This window comes from Formosa algae (assembly GCF_001439665.1).
Lineage (GTDB): Bacteria > Bacteroidota > Bacteroidia > Flavobacteriales > Flavobacteriaceae > Formosa > Formosa algae.
The window spans coordinates 23,097-43,077 of the sequence record NZ_LMAK01000015.1; the positions used below are offsets into that span (position 1 = coordinate 23,097).

General features: G+C 32.3%; 19 protein-coding genes. 12 read left to right on the forward strand and 7 right to left on the reverse strand.

The window, feature by feature from the left end:
* Positions 1-37: 37 nt before the first annotated feature.
* The 12 genes from AST99_RS06320 (at position 38) to AST99_RS06375 (ending at position 11,148) form a co-directional block, all read left to right on the forward strand.
* Entirely contained in the window at positions 38-838 is an 801-nt protein-coding gene (locus AST99_RS06320) for an outer membrane protein assembly factor BamD (RefSeq protein ID WP_057780342.1), read from the forward strand.
* Positions 839-842: 4 nt separating this feature from the next.
* Positions 843-1,169, forward strand: a complete 327-nt coding sequence (locus AST99_RS06325) for a DNA-directed RNA polymerase subunit omega (protein WP_057780344.1) — start codon at positions 843-845, stop codon at positions 1,167-1,169.
* A gap of 10 nt (positions 1,170-1,179) precedes the next feature.
* On the forward strand, positions 1,180-2,391 hold the full coding sequence (gene coaBC, locus AST99_RS06330) for a bifunctional phosphopantothenoylcysteine decarboxylase/phosphopantothenate--cysteine ligase CoaBC (RefSeq protein ID WP_057780346.1): 1,212 nt from the start codon (positions 1,180-1,182) through the stop codon (positions 2,389-2,391).
* On the forward strand, positions 2,384-3,271 hold the full coding sequence (gene porD, locus AST99_RS06335) for a type IX secretion system protein PorD (protein ID WP_057780348.1): 888 nt from the start codon (positions 2,384-2,386) through the stop codon (positions 3,269-3,271). Before coaBC ends, porD begins: the two co-directional genes overlap by 8 nt.
* Positions 3,272-3,330: 59 nt before the next feature.
* Positions 3,331-4,983 carry a DNA repair protein RecN gene (recN, locus tag AST99_RS06340; RefSeq protein ID WP_057780355.1) on the forward strand — a complete coding sequence of 551 codons (1,653 nt, stop codon included), beginning with the start codon at positions 3,331-3,333 and terminating at the stop codon, positions 4,981-4,983.
* An 11-nt stretch (positions 4,984-4,994) separates the two neighbouring features.
* On the forward strand, positions 4,995-5,252 hold the full coding sequence (locus tag AST99_RS06345) for a hypothetical protein (RefSeq protein ID WP_057780357.1): 258 nt from the start codon (positions 4,995-4,997) through the stop codon (positions 5,250-5,252).
* A gap of 67 nt (positions 5,253-5,319) precedes the next feature.
* Entirely contained in the window at positions 5,320-6,147 is an 828-nt protein-coding gene (locus tag AST99_RS06350) for an enoyl-ACP reductase FabI (protein ID WP_057780359.1), read from the forward strand.
* Between the two features lie 73 nt (positions 6,148-6,220).
* Positions 6,221-7,219, forward strand: a complete 999-nt coding sequence (locus AST99_RS06355) for a glycosyltransferase family 2 protein (protein WP_057780361.1) — start codon at positions 6,221-6,223, stop codon at positions 7,217-7,219.
* A 9-nt stretch (positions 7,220-7,228) separates the two neighbouring features.
* Positions 7,229-8,191, forward strand: a complete 963-nt coding sequence (locus AST99_RS06360; protein WP_069727813.1) for a CdaR family protein — start codon at positions 7,229-7,231, stop codon at positions 8,189-8,191.
* Positions 8,188-8,778, forward strand: a complete 591-nt coding sequence (gene coaE, locus AST99_RS06365) for a dephospho-CoA kinase (protein ID WP_057780366.1) — start codon at positions 8,188-8,190, stop codon at positions 8,776-8,778. The genes AST99_RS06360 and coaE overlap by 4 nt, the downstream gene beginning before the upstream one ends.
* A 77-nt stretch (positions 8,779-8,855) precedes the next feature.
* On the forward strand, positions 8,856-10,430 hold the full coding sequence (locus tag AST99_RS06370) for a sensor histidine kinase (protein WP_057780368.1): 1,575 nt from the start codon (positions 8,856-8,858) through the stop codon (positions 10,428-10,430).
* Between the two features lie 4 nt (positions 10,431-10,434).
* Positions 10,435-11,148: a response regulator transcription factor gene (locus AST99_RS06375; RefSeq protein ID WP_057780370.1), complete on the forward strand. Its 714-nt coding sequence runs from the start codon at positions 10,435-10,437 to the stop codon at positions 11,146-11,148.
* Between the two features lie 113 nt (positions 11,149-11,261).
* On the opposite strand, the gene AST99_RS06380 is transcribed toward AST99_RS06375, so the two are convergent.
* The 7 genes from AST99_RS06380 to AST99_RS06410 form a co-directional block, all read right to left on the reverse strand.
* Positions 11,262-12,851, reverse strand: coding sequence for an aspartate:alanine exchanger family transporter (locus tag AST99_RS06380; RefSeq protein WP_057780372.1), 1,590 nt, complete (start codon positions 12,849-12,851; stop codon positions 11,262-11,264).
* A gap of 317 nt (positions 12,852-13,168) precedes the next feature.
* On the reverse strand, positions 13,169-14,083 hold the full coding sequence (gene miaA, locus AST99_RS06385) for a tRNA (adenosine(37)-N6)-dimethylallyltransferase MiaA (RefSeq protein WP_232301591.1): 915 nt from the start codon (positions 14,081-14,083) through the stop codon (positions 13,169-13,171).
* Between the two features lie 4 nt (positions 14,084-14,087).
* On the reverse strand, positions 14,088-14,960 hold the full coding sequence (locus AST99_RS06390) for an ion transporter (RefSeq protein ID WP_057780376.1): 873 nt from the start codon (positions 14,958-14,960) through the stop codon (positions 14,088-14,090).
* Between the two features lie 25 nt (positions 14,961-14,985).
* Positions 14,986-16,965, reverse strand: coding sequence for a transglutaminase domain-containing protein (locus AST99_RS06395; RefSeq protein ID WP_057780378.1), 1,980 nt, complete (start codon positions 16,963-16,965; stop codon positions 14,986-14,988).
* Between the two features lie 2 nt (positions 16,966-16,967).
* The gene (locus AST99_RS06400) at positions 16,968-18,344 is read right to left on the reverse strand and encodes an exonuclease domain-containing protein (RefSeq protein ID WP_057780381.1); all 1,377 of its coding nucleotides are present in this window, start codon (positions 18,342-18,344) and stop codon (positions 16,968-16,970) included.
* 15 nt (positions 18,345-18,359) lie between these two features.
* A complete protein-coding gene (locus tag AST99_RS06405) occupies positions 18,360-19,025 on the reverse strand; it encodes a YggS family pyridoxal phosphate-dependent enzyme (protein ID WP_057780382.1) in 666 nt (221 codons plus the stop codon).
* Between the two features lie 46 nt (positions 19,026-19,071).
* Complete coding sequence (locus AST99_RS06410; protein ID WP_057780384.1) at positions 19,072-19,962, reverse strand: 3-hydroxybutyryl-CoA dehydrogenase; 891 nt, start codon at positions 19,960-19,962, stop codon at positions 19,072-19,074.
* Positions 19,963-19,981: the final 19 nt, after the last annotated feature.

Consider the following 19,981-nt stretch of genomic DNA (forward strand, 5'->3'; position numbering starts at 1 on the left):
ATAAGAATAGCTTAATTTTGCATTCTGTTAAAAAACTATGGGGAAATATTTATACATTTTATTCGCGTTTATTGTTTTAAGTTCATGTGGTGAATATCAAAAAACACTTAAAGCAACAGATATCGGTGCTAAATTTAAATTAGGAGAACAACTTTATAATGAAGGTGAGTTTTCTAAGGCAAATAGATTGTTCTCTCAAATTGTACCAAGCTACCGTGGAAAACCACAAGCAGAAAAGCTAATGTACATGTATGCGCAATCGTACTACGGAATGAAGGACTATTATGTTGCAGGATACCAATTTGAACGATTTGCAGATTCTTACCCTAATAGTGAGAAGTTAGAAGAAGCTTCGTTTTTATCCGCTAAGAGTTATTACAAAGAATCTCCTATTTATAGTAAAGATCAAGCTAGTACAAAAGAAGCTATAGAGAAGTTACAATTGTTTATCAACCAGTTTCCTGGCTCAGAGTATTTAAGTGAAGCGAGTGGATACATACAAGAATTAGATGCAAAATTAGAACGTAAAGCGTTTGAAATAGCAAAACAATATAACACAATACAAGATTATCAAGCATCAATAAAATCGTTCGATAATTTTCTGTTCGAATTTCCAGGATCTGCATTAAGAGAAGAAGCTATGTATTATAGATTTGATTCCGCATATCAATTGGCAATATTTAGTATTGAACGTAAGAAACAAGAACGATTAGAATCTGCTAACACTTATTATGATGATTTAATGAAAGGGTATTCAGAGACTCAATTCTTAGAAGAAGCAGATACGAAGCACGAAGTAATAGTAGAAGAATTAAAAAATTACAGCACTAAAAGTTAATATAATGGATTTAAAAAAAATCAATGCACCTGTTAATACAGTAACGTATAATAAGAACAAGGTTGATGAGCAGACAGGAAATATATACGAAGCAATTTCTATTATTTCTAGACGTGCAGATCAAATTAACACCGAGATTAAAAAGGAACTAATTGAAAAATTAGAAGAATTTGCAACGTATAACGATAGTTTAGAAGAGATTTTTGAAAACAAAGAGCAAATCGAAGTTTCAAAATTTTACGAAAAATTACCAAAACCACATGCTTTAGCAGTTCAAGAGTGGTTAGATCATAAAGTATACTACAGAAACACTGACGAAGACGTTCAGTAAAATATAAGCTATGTCAATATTAAGCGGCAAAAAGATACTGTTAGGCATTAGTGCTGGTATAGCGGCTTACAAGACAGCTTCTTTAGTAAGATTATTCATAAAAGCAGGTGCAGACGTTAAAGTAGTCATGACACCTGCTTCTATAGATTTTGTCACGCCCCTAACATTATCTACACTCTCCAAACATCCCGTAGTATCTTCGTTTTATAATGATGAAGACGAAAGCGCAGTTTGGAATAGTCATGTAGAATTAGGTCTTTGGGCCGACCTATTAGTTATTGCGCCCGCAACAGCTAATACTATGTCTAAAATGGCAAACGGGACTTGCGATAATTTGTTGTTAGCAACTTATTTATCTGCTAAATGTCCAGTGTATTTTGCTCCAGCAATGGATTTAGATATGTATAAGCATCCTTCTACAGCACACTCTTTTGAAAAATTACAAGGTTTTGGAAATGTTATGATTCCTGCAACTTCTGGCGAATTAGCTAGTGGTTTAGTAGGGGAAGGTCGTATGGCAGAACCAGAAGATATTGTGTATTTTATAGAACAGCATATTTTAGGAAACTTACCTTTACATGGTAAAAAAGTTATGATTACTGCTGGCCCAACTTATGAGGCTATAGATCCTGTGCGTTTTATAGGAAATCATTCTAGTGGTAAAATGGGGTTCGAATTAGCACAAACAGCTGCTAATCTTGGTGCTGAGGTAACCTTAATTTCTGGACCTACCAACCAAACGCTTAAGCATAATGCAGTAAATATTATTCCTATAATAAGTGCTCAAGATATGTATGAACAGGCGCAATTGCATTTTAAAGACGCAGATATTGCTATATGTGCTGCAGCTGTAGCTGATTATAAACCAAAAGAAGTTGCGCTTCAGAAAATAAAAAAGGACGATAGTGCGTTAACTTTAGAGCTAGAGAAAACTAAAGATGTTTTAGCCTTTTTAGGTGCTATAAAAAGCAATCAGTTTTTAGTTGGTTTTGCGTTAGAAACGAATAATGAGTTGGAGCATGCCAAAGGCAAATTAAAGCGTAAAAATTTAGACCTTATTGTGTTAAATTCTTTAAATGATAAAGGTGCAGGTTTTAAAGCCGATACAAATAAAATAACGCTTATTGATGCTAAAGAACACATAATAGAATTTAATTTAAAATCGAAGGCAGAAGTCGCTCAAGATATATTCAATGAAATATTAAATCAACTACATGCGTAATATCTTATTTACTCTATTTTTTTGTGTTTCTATGAGTTTTACTGCTCAAGAATTAAACTGTAAGATTGTTGTTAATGCAGAACAAACAGGAAACGAAAACGTACAAGTATTTAAGACCTTAGAAAAACAACTTAATGAGTTTGTAAATAACAGACAGTGGACAAACAGAGGCTTTAAGATTGGGGAACGTATTAACTGTAGCATGATTATCATTATAAATAGTTATGATAATGATTTGTTTAGTGGTACCATTCAGGTACAATCTACTAGACCCGTTTATGGCGCATCTTATACAACGCCTATCTATAATTACAACGATAAGAGTTTTACGTTTAAGTATGCTGAATACGAAAATTTAAATTTTAGCGCCACACAATACGAGTCTAATTTAATTTCTGTAATTGCCTTTCATGTATATATGATTTTAGGATTAGATGCCGATACTTTCGAGTTTGAAGGCGGTAGCGAATACCTAGAATTAGCACAAGATATTGTAAATTTTTCACAGCAAGAAGGCTATAAAGGCTGGAAGTTAGAAGACGGTTCGCAATCAAGATATGTGTTAATAGATAATATATTATCGCCGACTTATAAAGAGTTTCGAGAAGTGATGTACACGTACCACAGAGATGGACTAGATAACATGAGTACAGATATAAAGGCCGGGAAAGAAGCGGTGGCTTATGCTGTAAGTTTATTTCAGACTATGAATAACAGAAGACCGAGTTCTTATCTATTACGCGTATTTTTCGATGCTAAAAGCGATGAAATCGAAAGTATATTTTCCGACGGCCCAAGTGTAAATGTTGCCGACCTTTTAGACATCTTAAACAATATTGCTCCCACATATTCTAGCAAATGGAGAAATATTAAGTTTTAATTGATTACGACTTAAATCTAAATTATCTTTGATTTACAAATTTAAAGCATTTAACTACATTGTTAACATCTCTATCTATAAAAAACTACGCCTTAATCGACGATTTACAGGCAGATTTTAATACTGGTTTTACCATAATTACAGGAGAAACCGGAGCTGGTAAATCTATTTTATTAGGGGCGTTATCTTTAATTTTGGGTAAACGTGCCGATTTATCCTCGTTAAAAGACGATTCTCAAAAATGTATTATTGAAGCGGTATTCGATGTTTCAAATTATAATTTAGAATCTATTTACAATCAAGAAGATCTCGATTTTGAAACTCAGACTATAATTAGACGCGAAATTTTACCTTCTGGGAAATCCCGTGCTTTTGTAAACGATTCTCCAGTAACTTTAAATAGTTTACAAACTTTAGGAGAACGTTTAATCGATATACATTCGCAACATCAAACCATGCAACTTACAGACGATGCGTTTCAGTTTCAGGTTATAGATGCATTGGCAAAAGTAGACGATCCTTTAACAGAGTATAAAGTCAATTTAAAAACGTATAAATCACTTCAGAAGGAATTAAAAAAATTACAAGATTTTCAAGCTGAAGCTAATAAAGAGCATGAGTATAATTCGTTTTTATTACAAGAGTTAATTGATGCTAAATTGGTCGATGGTGAGTTTGAAAGTCTAGAAGAAGAATACGAAACGCTAGATAATATTGAAGCTATTAAAGAAAAAATTGCCGCTTCCCATCAGTTATTAAGTGACGAACAAATAGGAGGTTTAGTGATACTTACCGAAATAAAATCTAATTTTAGTAAGATTGCTTCATTCTCTCAAAAATATAAAGAATTATACGATAGGATTGATAGTAGTTTAATCGAGTTGTATGATGTGTTTACAGAAATAGAAGCTTCTGAAGATGCTCTTGAAGCAGATCCTAATCGTTTAGAAGTCGTAAATTCTAGATTACAACTGCTTCATAATTTGAAGAAAAAGCATTTGGTTTCAGATATTTCAGAATTAATAGAGATTCAGAATGCCTTAGACGAAAAAGTTGGGGTTACCGAAAATTTAGATAAGAATATTCAGAAACTAAAAACTGAAATTACTAAACTAGAAAAGGTGCTTAATGCCTTAGCTAAAACAATTCATACCAATCGTAACGCAGTTATTCCATCGTTAAAATCGCAGTTAGAGACCTTATTGTCAGATTTAGGAATGGCAAATGCGCAATTTGAAATTACGTTGCAAGTCGCTTCAGAATTTCATGCCAATGGAAAAGATAATTTACAATTTCTATTTTCTGCGAATAAAGGCGGTAGTTTTAAAGCCTTAAATAAGGCTGCTTCTGGTGGAGAATTATCTAGAATAATGTTAGCTATAAAATCGGTGTTGTCTAAATACATGCAATTACCAACTATTATGTTCGATGAAATTGACACAGGAGTTTCTGGAGAAATTTCGAATAAAATGGGTGTCATTATGAAACAGATGAGTGAAAGTATGCAAGTCTTTGCTATTACACATTTACCTCAAGTAGCAGCGAAAGGCGACACACATTTAAAAGTGTATAAAGAAGATGTAAACCAAATAACAACTACTAATTTGGTGGTTATTAAAGGTGAAGATCGTGTTGTAGAAATTGCGCAAATGTTAGGTGGATTAGAGTTGTCTAGTTCTGCAATAGCGCATGCCAAGCAATTACTGAATTAGAAAAATTTAAAATGAAAAATATATTTCCCGTATTGGTTTTGTTTTTTGTTCTGGTGTCTTTTGTAGGATGCGATTCAGACGGGCAAAGCTGTAGTGGAGTTTATGTTGATGGAGAATGTGTTCCAGATTTTGTGTTTCCGCCAAATAATGAAGTAAAAGAAGGAGCAAAGTTTTACCATAAAAAATATGGTGTTATTGTTTTTACTAATGGAAATTGGGAGAACGAAAGCACAAGAATTATTACTAAAAATGAATTATTATTAGAATAAAAAGTTTTCATAACTTTGAACCCTCTGTTAATTCGCAGTAACTATACTTAAAATAAGAATTAAAAATATGTCATACAATTTACTAAAAGGAAAAAAAGGAATCATTTTTGGTGCACTAGATGCAAACTCTATTGCATGGAAAACTGCAGAACGTGTTCATGAAGAAGGCGGAACTTTTGTTTTAACGAATGCACCTGTTGCAATGCGTATGGGACAAATTAATGAACTTGCAGAAAAAACAGGTTCTCAAATTATTCCTGCAGACGCTACTTCTGTAGAAGATTTGCAAAATTTAGTTGAAAAATCGATGGAGATTTTGGGCGGAAAAATTGATTTTGTTTTACATTCAATCGGAATGTCTATAAACGTAAGAAAAGGAAATCACTATACCGATCAGAATTACGCTTATACTCAAAAAGGAACAGATGTTTCTGCAATGTCTTTTCATAAAGTTATGCAAACACTTTACAAAGCAGATGCTATGAACGAGTGGGGAAGTATTGTTGGATTGTCTTATATGGCAGCACAACGTGTATTCCCAGACTATAACGATATGGCAGATAATAAAGCCTATTTAGAAAGTGTGGCTCGTAGTTTTGGATATTACTTCGGAAAAGATAAAAAAGTGAGAGTAAATACAATTTCTCAATCACCAACGCCAACTACTGCTGGTTCCGGTGTTAAAGGATTTGATGGTTTTATTGCTTACGCAGATAAAATGTCTCCATTAGGTAATGCTACCGCTGCAGACTGTGCAGATTATACAGTAGCTATGTTTAGTGATTTAACTAAACGTGTAACTTTACAAAATTTATATAACGATGGTGGATTTAGTAATACGGGAGTAAGTAACGAAGTTATGGAAGCCTTTATTGCCTCTGAAACTAAAGAATAAATATAGACGTTTTTAGTCTTCTAAAAGCTGCCTAAAAAGGCGGCTTTTTTTATGCGTTTAATTACATTTGTGTATGCATTTACAATATTCATTTATAATTCCGGTATATAATCGTCCTGATGAAATTGAGGAACTGCTTGTTAGTTTTTTGAATTTAAAAACAACTTTAAATTTTGAAATTGTAATTGTTGAAGACGGTTCTAATCACAGCTCAGAAACTGTAGTGAACACTTTTAAGGACCGATTGAATATTGCATATTTTTTTAAAGAAAATTCTGGTCCAGGTGATTCTAGAAATTTTGGTATGCAACAAGCAACAGGCAACTATTTTATTATTCTAGATTCCGATTGTGTATTACCTCCAGGGTATTTAAATGAAGTAGATGCCAGTCTAATTTCCGAGTTTGTAGATTGTTTTGGAGGTCCAGATGCTGCAGAAGCATCCTTTACTACGCTCCAAAAAGCTATTAATTTTTCAATGACATCTTTTATCACTACAGGAGGAATTCGTGGTCATAAAAATCAGATTGGAAAATTTCAACCCAGAAGTTTTAATATGGGGTTGTCTAATGCAGCATTTAAAGTGTCTAAAGGTTTTGGAACCATTCACCCAGGAGAAGACCCCGATTTATCTATAAGATTATGGGATTTGGGATTTAATACCAAATTAATTCCAGAAGCTTTTGTATATCATAAGCGTCGTATTTCATGGTCTAAATTTTATACACAAGTCAATAAGTTTGGTAAAGTGCGTCCCATTTTAAATTTGTGGCACCCACAAACAGCAAAACTTACATATTGGTTTCCAACACTTTTTATATTCGGATTTTTAGTTGCGATTACGGCATTTATATTTCATTTTGAGTGGTTTTTAATGCTGTATATTTTGTATTTTATTATCGCATTCTTTTTGTCGCTAATGCAATCTAAAAGTATAATTGTAGCTCTATTGTCAATACCGGCAATATGCATCCAATTTGGAGGTTATGGATATGGTTTTTTTAAATCATTCCTTAAAATTCATGTCTTTAAAAAAGAAGCAAAACAGGTGTTTCCTGAATTATTTTTTTAAACTTTTTAAATGAAAGATATAAAATCAAGGTTTCTAAAATTTGTGAAAAGTAAGAAGATTAACGTCTTTGCGTTATTTCTGTTACTCTCCTTTACCATTTTGGTACTTAATAAACTCTCAAGTACGTATACAAACACCATTACATTTCCTGTAGAAACTGTTAACCTACCGGAAACCTATGTTATTTTAAACGATAGCAATCAGGTTTTAAATGTGACTTTAAAAACCTATGGGTTTAAATTTTTAAGATATTATATCTTTAAACCTAAGCTAACTCTAGATTATAAAGATAACCTAAAGCATACAGATTCTACGTTTTCTTGGAGTTCGCGAAGATCGTATTCTAAAATTAACGATCAATTCGATAAAGATATTGAAGTGGTGAGTCTATTGCCGGATTCTCTTCAATTTAAGTACGATGAAAATGCAACAAAAGATGTGCCTGTAATTTTGCAAGAACATATTAAGTTTAGTCCTGGTTTTGATGTTTTAGAAAATTATACAATAACACCAGATACCGTTCATATTATTGGACCAGAAAAACAGGTTAGCGCAATACAGTTTATTAAAACTTTACCCTTAGAACTTGAAGATGTACATTTAGATATCAATCAAAAAATAGGTTTAGACTTACCAAAAGAGAGCAAATTAATTACGTTTTCTCATAACAAAGTACATTTAAACGCTAAAGTAGAAAAGTTTACAGAAGGGACTTTTAATATCCCTGTCACTATAAAAAATGTGCCAGCTAATTTAGCTTTAAAATATTATCCCAAATCTGTGTCTGTATCTTATTATACCACTTTAAGCGGATTTAACGAAGTCTCAGCTAAAGATTTTAAGGTAGAATGCGATTATGAAAAGCATGTCGATAATCAGTCGTATTTGGTTCCAGAATTGGTGAAACAACCAAAAAATGTAAAGAGTGCAAAAATTATTCAGCAAAAAATAGAATATATAATTTCAGAATGATTATAATAGGTTTAACAGGCGGTATAGGTAGCGGAAAATCTACAGTAGCAAAAGCATTTCAAAATACATATGGCATCCCGACATATATTTCAGATGATGAAGCTAAATTATTAATGGTGTCGTCTACCGAAATAAAGTCAGAACTCATTCATTTATTTGGAGCAGAAGCTTATGTAAATGGGGCTTTAAATAAACCTTATATCTCTGATGCTATTTTTAATAATAAACCATTATTAGAAAAAATGAATGCCATAGTGCATCCGCGTGTTGCCGCACATTTTAATACATGGGTGTCAAACCAAAATGCACCCTATGTATTAAAAGAAGCAGCCATTTTATTTGAAACTCATGGCGATGTGATATGCGATCAAATTATAACGGTAACTTTAGACAAGGCTACTAAAATTGAACGTCTATTAAAACGCGACAATTCTTCTGTAGAAAAGATAGAATCAATAATGAAACAACAGTGGACAGATGATATGCGTATAGCAAAATCGGACTATGTTATCGTTAATGATACGATGCCCCATATGCTTGAACAAGTGCAAGATATTCACAAAGCAATACTTAATAAAATTAAATAAAAGTGCAATTTTAACAATTTTGTTAATGTAAGGTTAAATGTTAAAAATGCTTAATGTTAAAATGTTAATTTTGAATAATGAGTAAGAAGTTATTTATGTTGCTGGTGGTATTAATGAGCTTATCTCTGGTAGGGATCATTTTTGTACAAGCACGTTATATTAGCGATTCTGTTAAGAATGAAGAGCAACAATTTACGTTCAATGTAAAAAAAGCATTGAGTTTTGTTTCTAAAGATATTGAAGAACGCGAGTTAAATACGTATTTTAAAAAGTTTCAACGTTTAGTTGATCAAAAAAAAGATGCTGACACTATTGCAATAACGCAGCTCTTTATTAATCAGCAAAACGAAAGTACAAATGAAACTTTAATTTATAGAAGTGGAATATTAGAAGAAAATTATAAATTATCTTCTTCGATCTTTGACATAGGTTTAGATAGTATTAATATTAAACGTATTATAGGTCAGTCTGAAACGCAGGTTTACAGTAACAAAAGTGTTATTGAAAACAACGTTAATGTGAGCCCTGTTTTTAGTAGTGTTAGACATGCCCGATTTAGTGAAGCAGAAAAACAGAGTTTTGAAGAAGCTTTTAAAGTTTTAACAAGCAGAACTCCCATTTATAAGCGTGTAAATAATGAAGATGTACAAAGTTTATTAACGCGAAAGCTACACGAAGATAATATAGATATTGATTACGAGTTTGCTATATATAGTAACGACTTAGCGACTAAGGTGCAAAGTGAAGGTTTTGAATTACAAGACGATAAAACATTTAGTGTGCCTATTTTTCAGAACGAAAATAGTCAGAATAACTTTAGGCTATTAGTTAATTTTCCGGCACGTAATCAGTTTATCATGTCGTCTATTATTGGGATGACTTTGTTGTCTTTTATTTTTACATCAATTATAATTATTGCTTACACAAGTGCTTTATATCAATTAGTAAAACAGCGTAAAATTTCTGAAATTAAAAATGATTTCATTAATAACATGACGCATGAGTTTAAAACACCAATAGCAACAATAAATTTAGCTTTGGATGCCATTAAGAATCCAAAGATTATTGATGATAAAGAGAAGGTAAAGCGTTACCTTAATATGATTAAAGAAGAGAATAAACGTATGCATGCACATGTAGAAAACGTTTTAAGAATATCTAAACTAGAAAAAAATGAACTAAACATTGGTAAGGATAGAGTTAAGTTACACGACTTAATAGAAGATGCTATTACACACGTAGAATTAATCGTTGAAGATAGACAAGGTTTTATAAAATTACATTTAGAAGCCGATAAAACTTCTGTATTAGCCAGTGAAACGCACTTTACAAATGTTATAGTGAATATACTTGATAATGCTATAAAATATTCTCCTGATGCACCTAAAATAGATGTGTACACAGAGAATGTAGGTAATAGTATATTATTAAAAATTAAAGACCAAGGAAGCGGAATGAGTAAAGCCGCACAAAAACGAGTTTTTGAAAAGTTTTATAGAGAACACACAGGAAACATACATAATGTAAAAGGACATGGTCTTGGTCTTGCATATGTTAAACGAATAGTAGATGATCATCAAGGTCATATTTCGGTGGAAAGTGAAAAAGGAAAGGGAAGCACATTTATTGTTAAACTTCCATTAATATCATAAAGTTATGAGCGAACAACATAAGAAAATTTTATTAGTAGAGGACGATCCAAATTTTGGAACTGTTCTTAAAGATTATTTAACCATGAATGACTACGATGTTACTCATGCCAAAAATGGTATGGAAGGCTTCGAAAAGTTTAAAAAGGACGATTTTGATTTATGTATCCTAGATGTCATGATGCCTTATAAAGATGGTTTTACTCTTGCTAAAGAAATTAGAGAAAAAAATACAGAAGTGCCTATTATCTTTTTAACTGCGAAAGCAATGAAAGAAGATGTATTGAAAGGGTATAAAGTTGGAGCAGATGACTATTTAAACAAACCTTTTGATAGTGAAGTGTTACTTATGAAGATTCATGCAATCATTCAACGTAAAGCTTCAGAAACGGTTACAGATAGTAAGCAATTTGAATTTAAGATTGGTAATTTCGATTTAAATTCGAAATTGAGATTCCTAAAATTAAATGATGAAGACCCAATTAAATTATCTCCTAAAGAGAATGAATTATTACGTTTATTAGCTTTACATGAAAATGATTTAATGCCTCGTGAATTAGCTTTAACTAAAATATGGAGAGACGATAACTACTTTACATCTCGTAGTATGGACGTGTATATTGCTAAGTTACGTAAGTATTTAAAAGGCGATGAAAATGTTGAAATTCTTAACATTCATGGTGAAGGTTTCCGTTTGGTAGTGAATACACAAAAAGGATAATATATTATACATATAGATAAAAAAAACCAGCATTATGCTGGTTTTTTTTATGTTTTAAATTGAGATGTAAACCTCTCAAAATTTAAATTATTTAAAGTGTCTTTCTATACTAATTAAAAGAGTAATCCTAGTATTTGAGCACATATAATTAATAATACCATAGCAATCGGATAAACCGTAGCATAAGCCACAGAAGGAGCATCTGTCTTAGTCATGGTATCTACAGCTGCTAAACCAGGCGTACTAGTCATAGACCCTGTTAGTGTTCCCAATAAGGTTAAAATATTAATCTTGAAAAACATTCTAGCTACAATTGCAGCAAAAACCATAGGTAGAAACGTAATTAAACCTCCAATTAGAAATAACTGTATTCCATATTGCGAATAAGTTTCTACTAAAGTGGCTCCAGCATTTGTACCAACTACCGCTAAGAATAGCATTAGTCCAAACTGGCGTAATAGTTGGTTAGAGTTTCCACTCATTACCCAAAGTACATTTCCTGTTTTACCAAGTCGTCCTAAAATCATGGCAACAATTAGTACACCACCAGTTAATCCTAAATTGAAACTGAAAGAATCTCCGAATGAGATAGAAACACCTCCAACAAAAATACCAATAACAATACCTAAAGCTAATGGGAAAAAATCGGTGTCAGACAGTTTACTTTTGTTATCTCCGATAAGTCTTGAAATTTGTGAGGTACAACTTTTCTGACTAGAAATCATTAATTTATCACCAATTTGTAAACGTAATGTCGTGTTAGGCGATAAGTCTATACCACTTCTTCTAATTCTAGTGATGGTGGCATTAAAGTTATCTTTCAAGTTTAATTCTCCTAAAGATTTATTTACAAGCGATGTTTTAGTCATTAAATAAGACTGCACTACAAAATCTTCACCTAAAGAGATTTGAAGATCTGTTTTTGGTCCTATTAAAACTTCTACACGTCTTAAGGCTTCTTCTGTACCCACAACTCTAATTAAATCGCCTTTATGTAACACAGTTGCTTTATGAGGGACAAAAGCTTTGTTTTCATGAAGAACTCTGGAGATTACACCTTTTGTCATCGATCTTACTCTAAGTTGCTCAATAGTCTTGCCAATAGCGCCTTCATTTTCTACCTTAAAATTACATCTAGTTATTTCGTCAAAATGTCCATTTACTTTTTCTTCATAATCGGCTTCTTCTTTTTCAATATTTATTCTGAATAATTTCGGGTATAATTTCACAAATAAAATCACACCAATTACTCCAAACGGATAGGCAATACCATAACCAATAGATGCTAAGGGTGAATGTGTAACATCTATAGCAGTTGCTAATCCAGGCGTACTGGTTAGTGCTCCAGCCATTAAGCCAATGGCAATAGATTTATCGATACCTAAAAACTGAATGGAAAGGAATGTTATAAACGCTGCAGTAAAAATAACAATGGCTGCTAAGACCACCAGGTTTTTTCCTTGTTCTTTAAACGATTCAAAAAAGCCAGGCCCTGCTTGTAAACCAATAGTATAAATAAATAAAATAAGTCCAATTTTTTGTAATATATCAGGTAGAGCAACTCCAAAATGACCAAAAAGTAATGCCACAAATATAATGGCAGAAACATCGAGAGAGATCCCTTTAATCTTAATATTACCGATAATAAAACCGATACAAATTATTACGAAGAGGGCTAAATAAGTAGCGTTTAAAAATTCCATCTATTAGTTTTTAATAAGGTGCAAATGTAAAGGATATTAAAAAAACAGTTAATGACTTTTATCATTATATAAAAGAAGAAAAAAACTGTTGTTAAATAATTTTAGTATTACATGAGTGACAAGATAATGTATTACAAGTCTTACATTTAATGCACTAAGGTTCGTTTATTACGGTTAAATTTAAAACATTTTTGTAAGCTGTAATAATTTCTTACACAGCATTTGTGAGATTTGCTTTTTTAAATCTGAGTTATAATTTAAAAGTTGGAATTTTAAAATCACCCAGAAAAGTTGTGCCTTGCTTTAATTAGAAAGTTTTAATGGGTAATATGCTTTTCAATATCCTGTATAATGGTCGAAATCGGAGTTTCGTAATCGAACCATAACGTATTTTCGTTACGTTTAAACCAAGTGAGTTGACGTTTTGCAAAACGTCGAGAATTTTTTTTAATTTCTGAAACAGCAAAATCTAAAGGCCATTCTCCATTTAAGTAATTAAAGGTTTCTTTATAACCAACCGTATTTAAGGCGTTTAAATGTTGCTTATCTTGAAGTGATTTGACTTCATCTAGTAAACCGTGTTCCATCATAATATCTACACGTCGGTTTATGCGGTCGTAAATAATGTCGCGATCTGCTTTAAGTCCAACCGTTATTGTTTTAAATGGCCTAGCATCTTTATCTTTATTTAAAAAGGAAGAATAAGGTTGTCCCGAACCAATACAAATTTCTAAAGCTCTAATAACACGATGCGGATTATCGATAGCAATAGTGTTAAACGACTTTGGATCGTGTTGCTTCAATAAGTCTTGTAAACTTTGTAAACCTTCACTATCTAATTGCGCATTTAAAGCAATGCGTATATTAGGATCTACTTTCGGGAAATTGTCTAATCCTCGTGTCACGGCATCTACATATAATCCAGAACCGCCAACCATAATTACTGTGTTATGCGTTTTAAAGAGTGTGTCTAAAGTTTGTAAGGCTTCTTTTTCAAATGCGCCTACATTGTAAGTGTCTTCAATACATTTGTGATGTATAAAATGATGCGGTGCTTCAGATAATTCTTCTGGAGTTGGTGCTGCAGTTCCTATTTGCATTTCTCTAAAAAACTGTCTAGAATCTGCAGACAAGATTTCTGTATTAAAATGTTTTGCCAGTTTAATACTTAAAGCTGTTTTTCCAATTGCAGTTGGACCAACTATGGAGATTAGATAATGATTTGTATTCAAAAGTTTAAGAATTGTGCAGAGGTTCGCCGCAATTATAACAATATTCTGCTCCGTCTCTATGATCGCTTTTTAGGCAATTTGAGCACGATTGTGAATTTAAATTTACTTCAATTTTAGGATCTGTTTTTTTAGGAGCAGGTTCTAAATTATTTCTAGTCTGATTACTATATTCTGCAGATACTATTCCTGTAGGTACTGCTATTATACCGTAACCTAAAATCATGACAAGAGAGGCGATAAGTTGTCCTAAAGGCGTTTGCGGAGCGATATCTCCGAATCCCACAGTTGTTAAGGTCACGATACACCAATACACACTTTTAGGAATGTTTGTAAACCCGTTTTCTTCACCTTCTACCAAATACATAATAGTTCCTAAAATGACGGCTAAAATAATAACAGCAAATAAAAACACTGAAATTTTAGCACGACTCGATTTTAACGCAGACACTAAATTATTAGAAGCGCCCAAATATCTACCCAGTTTTAAAATTCTAAATACACGTAGTAACCTTAATGCTCTTAATGCAATTAATGCATGTGTACCTGCGAATAAAAATGATAAATATTTTGGAGCAGTAGACAATAAATCTATGATTCCATAAAAGCTAAAAATGTATTTAAAAGGTTTCTTTACCGTAATAACTCTAGCAATATATTCTACAGTAAACAATACCGTAATTATCCACTCAAGCGTATTTAAAAGGTTGTGGTATTTTAAATCAATAGATTTTACGCTTTCAAGCATAACCAATACAATACTTGCAATAATGATAACAAGTAGTATGACATCAAATAACTTACCGGCAGGCGTATCTGCTTCGTAAATGATTTCATGTAACTGATTTTTCCAGTTTTTTTTCTTATTTGGTTGGCTCATAAAATCAAAAATAAGAAAACTATTCCTAAATTGAATTTAAAACAATTATTGAATTTTTTTGAATGTTAATGAGTTCACTAGACAATGTCTTTAAACTTTCATAATACTCGTGATTATATAAAGGTTTATCGAGACTGAATTTTAAGTTTATAATAATAAAATCATCCTGCTGATTGACATTTAATTTTAAAATACCGGTTTTATTAGGTAAAGCAAAAACAGCATTTTTTGGCGCTTCTGCAACAGTATACTTACCTGTATTTAATTTGAGTATGTAAGAGAATGTTCTTTTGTAGCCGAAGTCTATCGGGTACAAACGTTCTTGAAGTGTAAATGGATTTTTTTCAATAAAAGGAAACAGAATAGGATTAATATATAGGGTTTCTTTTGTTACACCATTTACGGTGGTGTTCATTGGATCTAAACCTTGTTTTAGTTTAAAAACTTCATCAAAACTAAGAGTGTTTCGTTCAGAATCTTTAATTGTGTGTTCTAAAACGTTAAGCGTTGGATGCTCGTCTGAAAATTCTTTTTTGTATAATTCTGGATCTTTTTGGTAATCTGTTTTAGAATCTATAGCGTAATATCCCGTTTTAGTTATGCCGCTTAAAATTTGTAATGAATCATTTACAATATCCATTTCTACTCGGTAAGCAATTTGAGATACTTTACGTTCCTCGATATCTATCCATTCGCTGCCGTGTTTAAAATCTATTAATCTGCCATAACCATTTAAACATCTAAAAGGTAAACTTCCAAAGGGTAAATCTGGTTCTGCTGCATCTAATAAATAGGTGTCGTCTCCAATTTTGGCTTGAATTATTAAATAATTAAAATCGGATAGTATAGGGAAAACTTTAGTTGCAAACCCTTTATTACGAGTAGATAATAACACAGGTTTAACTTCAATATTACAATCTCTTAATAGGTTATGTAGCAAGATGTTTATACTAGATGCATTTCCAGATTTGTTATTTATCAGGTCTTTTACAGAAGTTTCAACAAAGATATCATTATAGTCTCCATTCCATTTGTATTGATCTTGAACGAAATTGTAAATGGATTGCGCTTTGTTTAAAGGATTGTCATTTTTAATAATTTCGGTACTTAAAAAATCTTCAGCTTTTATAGATTTTCTAATTTGCCAACCAAACTCTTTATCTGTTTTTAATTCGTGATCGACATCTTTCCACGTTTTCGTAATCTGTTCAACACTACCATCAAAATGATTAATGGTTTTTAATTCAAAATCTATTCTAGAGATATAATTTCGTTTACTCGTCATGTAATCTTCCTCTATAAATGCAGGTAAATCTTTCATCACGTAATTAGTGACACCGCAGTCTGCAGAAGATCCGCCAGGACCTTCAAGACAGTTTCCTTTAATTTTAGAATTGCTATCAAAAAATTTATATGGCCCTACTAGTTTTATGTTGTAGTTATAAATACCAGGAATACTAGTTACATATTCGCTATATAATTTTGGAATATCTTCTTGAAATATCCATTCGTGGTATTTATAGATATACGGGGAAGATAATTTGTAACTATATGTTATAACGCTTCCTTCTTGAATATTAGGTAAGGTAAATTTAACTAGAGTATGTTTGGGAGTAATGTCTTCGTAATAAATGTCAGACGGATTTAATCTGGTAGAGGTTATAGCTCCGTTTTTAGAATTAAATGTAGTTGCAACAATATCGGTAATCCGTTCTTTATTGGTTTTATTTTTATAAAGCTGAATTTCAACAGTTGCATGCTCAAATCCGTTTCTGTTTAAAATTTTGACTTTTTTCTGATATTCTGTTTTAAGCAGAAAGTCATTATCGTCTATATAACTTTTTCCATATTCATAAATCACTAAAGCATTTGCTGTAGAATCTTTTGTATAATGGTTTATGTTGAGGTCATTTGGGCTTATTGCAAATTCTTTACTGTTGTAGGCTTGGGCAAATAAAGAAAGAGTAGAAAGAAATAATAGTAGGTTAGTTAGTAGATTTTTCACGCTTAAGGCATTAGTTCGATTGTTTTTAAGTTTTTATGGCTACGCAAATAGCTTTGTATTATATGTTGTGCATCTCTATTATTTTCCATTTTGGTAATGATAGATTCTAACACTTTAATATTATTAATTTGATAGTTTAGATTGAAGAAACCTAAACCTTCAAACTTTCCGTCTTTGATGTAAATCGCACTACGCTCGTCTATAGTTCTTCCGCGATCTACAATAATCATATGCTTGAAGACATAACTATTTTTGTCTAATAACTCTTGAACACGGAGGTTGTAATCTTCTGCAGATTCTTCGTTTACACAAGAGCCATTACATGTTTTTATAGTATGATTAAAACAAGGTTTTCCAGGAATATTAGTTTCTAAATTGGTAAGTTGTAAACATAGATTGTATGTTTCAACAGCGCGTTCCATAAAATGTTTTGCACTTTGTTTATTGCTAAATGTTGTAATGGGGTGTTTACGACCATCTGCAATATCTATTTTTAAATTTATATATCCGTGTTTATCTTTGGTCGCATATAAGGCATGTGTGAAATGTGTGCGCTTTCTAGAACGATTATAAATGGGTTTTACACGTTTTATTTCTTCACTTTCTTTTAATAAAGCGATAAGTTCACTTCCTGTTTCTTCGTAAGTTACAGCAGTAACATGAAGCTGAATTTTTTTAGATTTAGAATTCGGAGCTGTAAAATGCTGATTAACGCGACGTTTTATATTTCTGCTTTTTCCGATGTAAATAATATCTCCACCTTCTTTATGAATGTAGTATACACCAGTTACCGAGGGAAGTGTTTCAACAATATCAATAAGTTTATTGTCTAGTTTTTTAGTTTTTAAAGTGTCTTTTACAGACGATTGAATGATTTGCTTCGTGGTATCTTTTGTTTGCAGCAGTTTAAATAACTTTACAGTAGCTAAAGCATCTCCGTTAGCACGGTGTCTATCGGTTACAGGAATACCTAAAGATCTCACTAACTTTCCTAAACTATATGAAGCCTGATCTGGAATTAAATCTTTAGAAAGCTCTACGGTACACAACGTTTTACGTTTGAACTCGTAACCTAAACGTTTAAATTCTGTTCGCAGAATGCGGTAATCAAATTCTGAGTTGTGTGCTACAATTATACAGTCCTCTGTAATTTCAATAATACGTTTTGCAACCTCGTAAAATTTAGGTGCATTTTTAAGCATATTGCTGTTAATTCCAGTAAGCTTAACAACAAATGGTTGTATGTCGCGCTCTGGATTTACTAAGGATATAAATTGATCTACAACGGTGTGACCGTCGTATTTATAGATAGCTATTTCTGTAATGCCTTCTTCATTAAACTTGCCACCTGTGGTCTCTATGTCTAAAACTGCGTAAATAATATACTCTTAAAATTAATAATTCCGAACACCAAAAATACTACTCCCGATACGCACCATAGTGCTTCCGCAAGCCACTGCCAATTGGTAATCTCCACTCATTCCCATAGAAATGGTTTTAAATTGAGTAGGGAACTTATGGTGTGCTTTTAAAGTATTAAAGATAGTTTTTAATTGGGTAAATTCTGTTTTTATTTGAGATTCATTCTCTGTAAAGGTGGCCATACCCATTACACCTACAATATTAATATTTTTGAGTTCTGAAAAAGATGGAGATTGAAGGATATCAAAAGCCTCAGCTTCTGTCATCCCGAATTTAGAATCTTCTTTAGCGATTTTAATTTGAAGTAAACAATCTATAACACGATTGTGTTTTGCAGCTTGTTTGTTAATTTCAATTAAAAGTTTTTCATTTTCAACACCATGAATTAAACTGACAAAAGGTGCCATGTATTTTACCTTATTGCGCTGTACATGACCAATCATGTGCCACTCAATATCTTTAGGAAGAATCTCGTGTTTTTCGGCCATTTCCTGAATTTTGTTTTCGCCAAAAATACGTTGTCCAGCATCGTAGGCTTCTTGCAAATCACTAACAGGTTTGGTTTTAGAAACAGCCACTAAAGTTACTTGTTCTGGTAGTGTTTCTTTTATATGATTTAAATTTTGTTGAATAGACATGGTAAATAATTATACGTTGTAATTGGAGGAAAATTTTAAAATTTATTTATTTTAAGAATTGCTTTGCAACCTGTTCTGCCTTTTTAGATGATGCATAGTCGTAGAACCCTTCGCCAGATTTTATTCCTAGTTTTCCTGCTCTAACCATGTTAACCAATAATGGGCATGGTGCATATTTCGGATTTTTAAATCCGTCGTACATCACATTTAAAATAGATAAACATACGTCTAAACCAATAAAATCTGCTAATTGTAAAGGTCCCATGGGGTGAGCCATACCGAGTTTCATTACGGTATCAATTTCTTTAACACCAGCAACACCGTTGTATAACGTTTCTATAGATTCGTTTAACATAGGCATTAAAATTCTGTTGGCAACAAATCCAGGGTAATCATTAACTTCTACAGGATCTTTACCTAAAGTTCTAGACAGTTCCATAATGGTTTTGGTCACTGCGTCACTCGTGTTGTATCCGCGAATAATTTCTACCAATTTCATGATGGGTACTGGATTCATAAAATGCATACCAATAACCCATTCTGGACGGTCTGTTACGGCTGCAATTTGTGTTATGGAGATTGATGAGGTATTTGTTGCTAAAATGGTGTGGGCTTCACAAACGTGACTTAATTGTTTAAAAATTTTAAGTTTTAAATCGATTTGTTCTGTTGCAGCTTCTACGACTAAATCCGCTCCTTTTACACCTTCATCAAGAGCAGTATATGTGGTTATTAATTTTAAGGTTTCGTCTTTCTGAACTTCTGTAATAACCGTTTTTGCTATTAAACGGTCTAAGTTTTTAGAAATTGTAGCTAGGCCTTTAGTTAAAGCGGTTTCACTAATATCTATTAAACGCACATGAAAACCACTTTGGGCAAATGTATGTGCAATACCATTCCCCATGGTTCCGGCACCAATAACTGCGATGTGTTTCATGCTTGTAAATGTTTCGAGA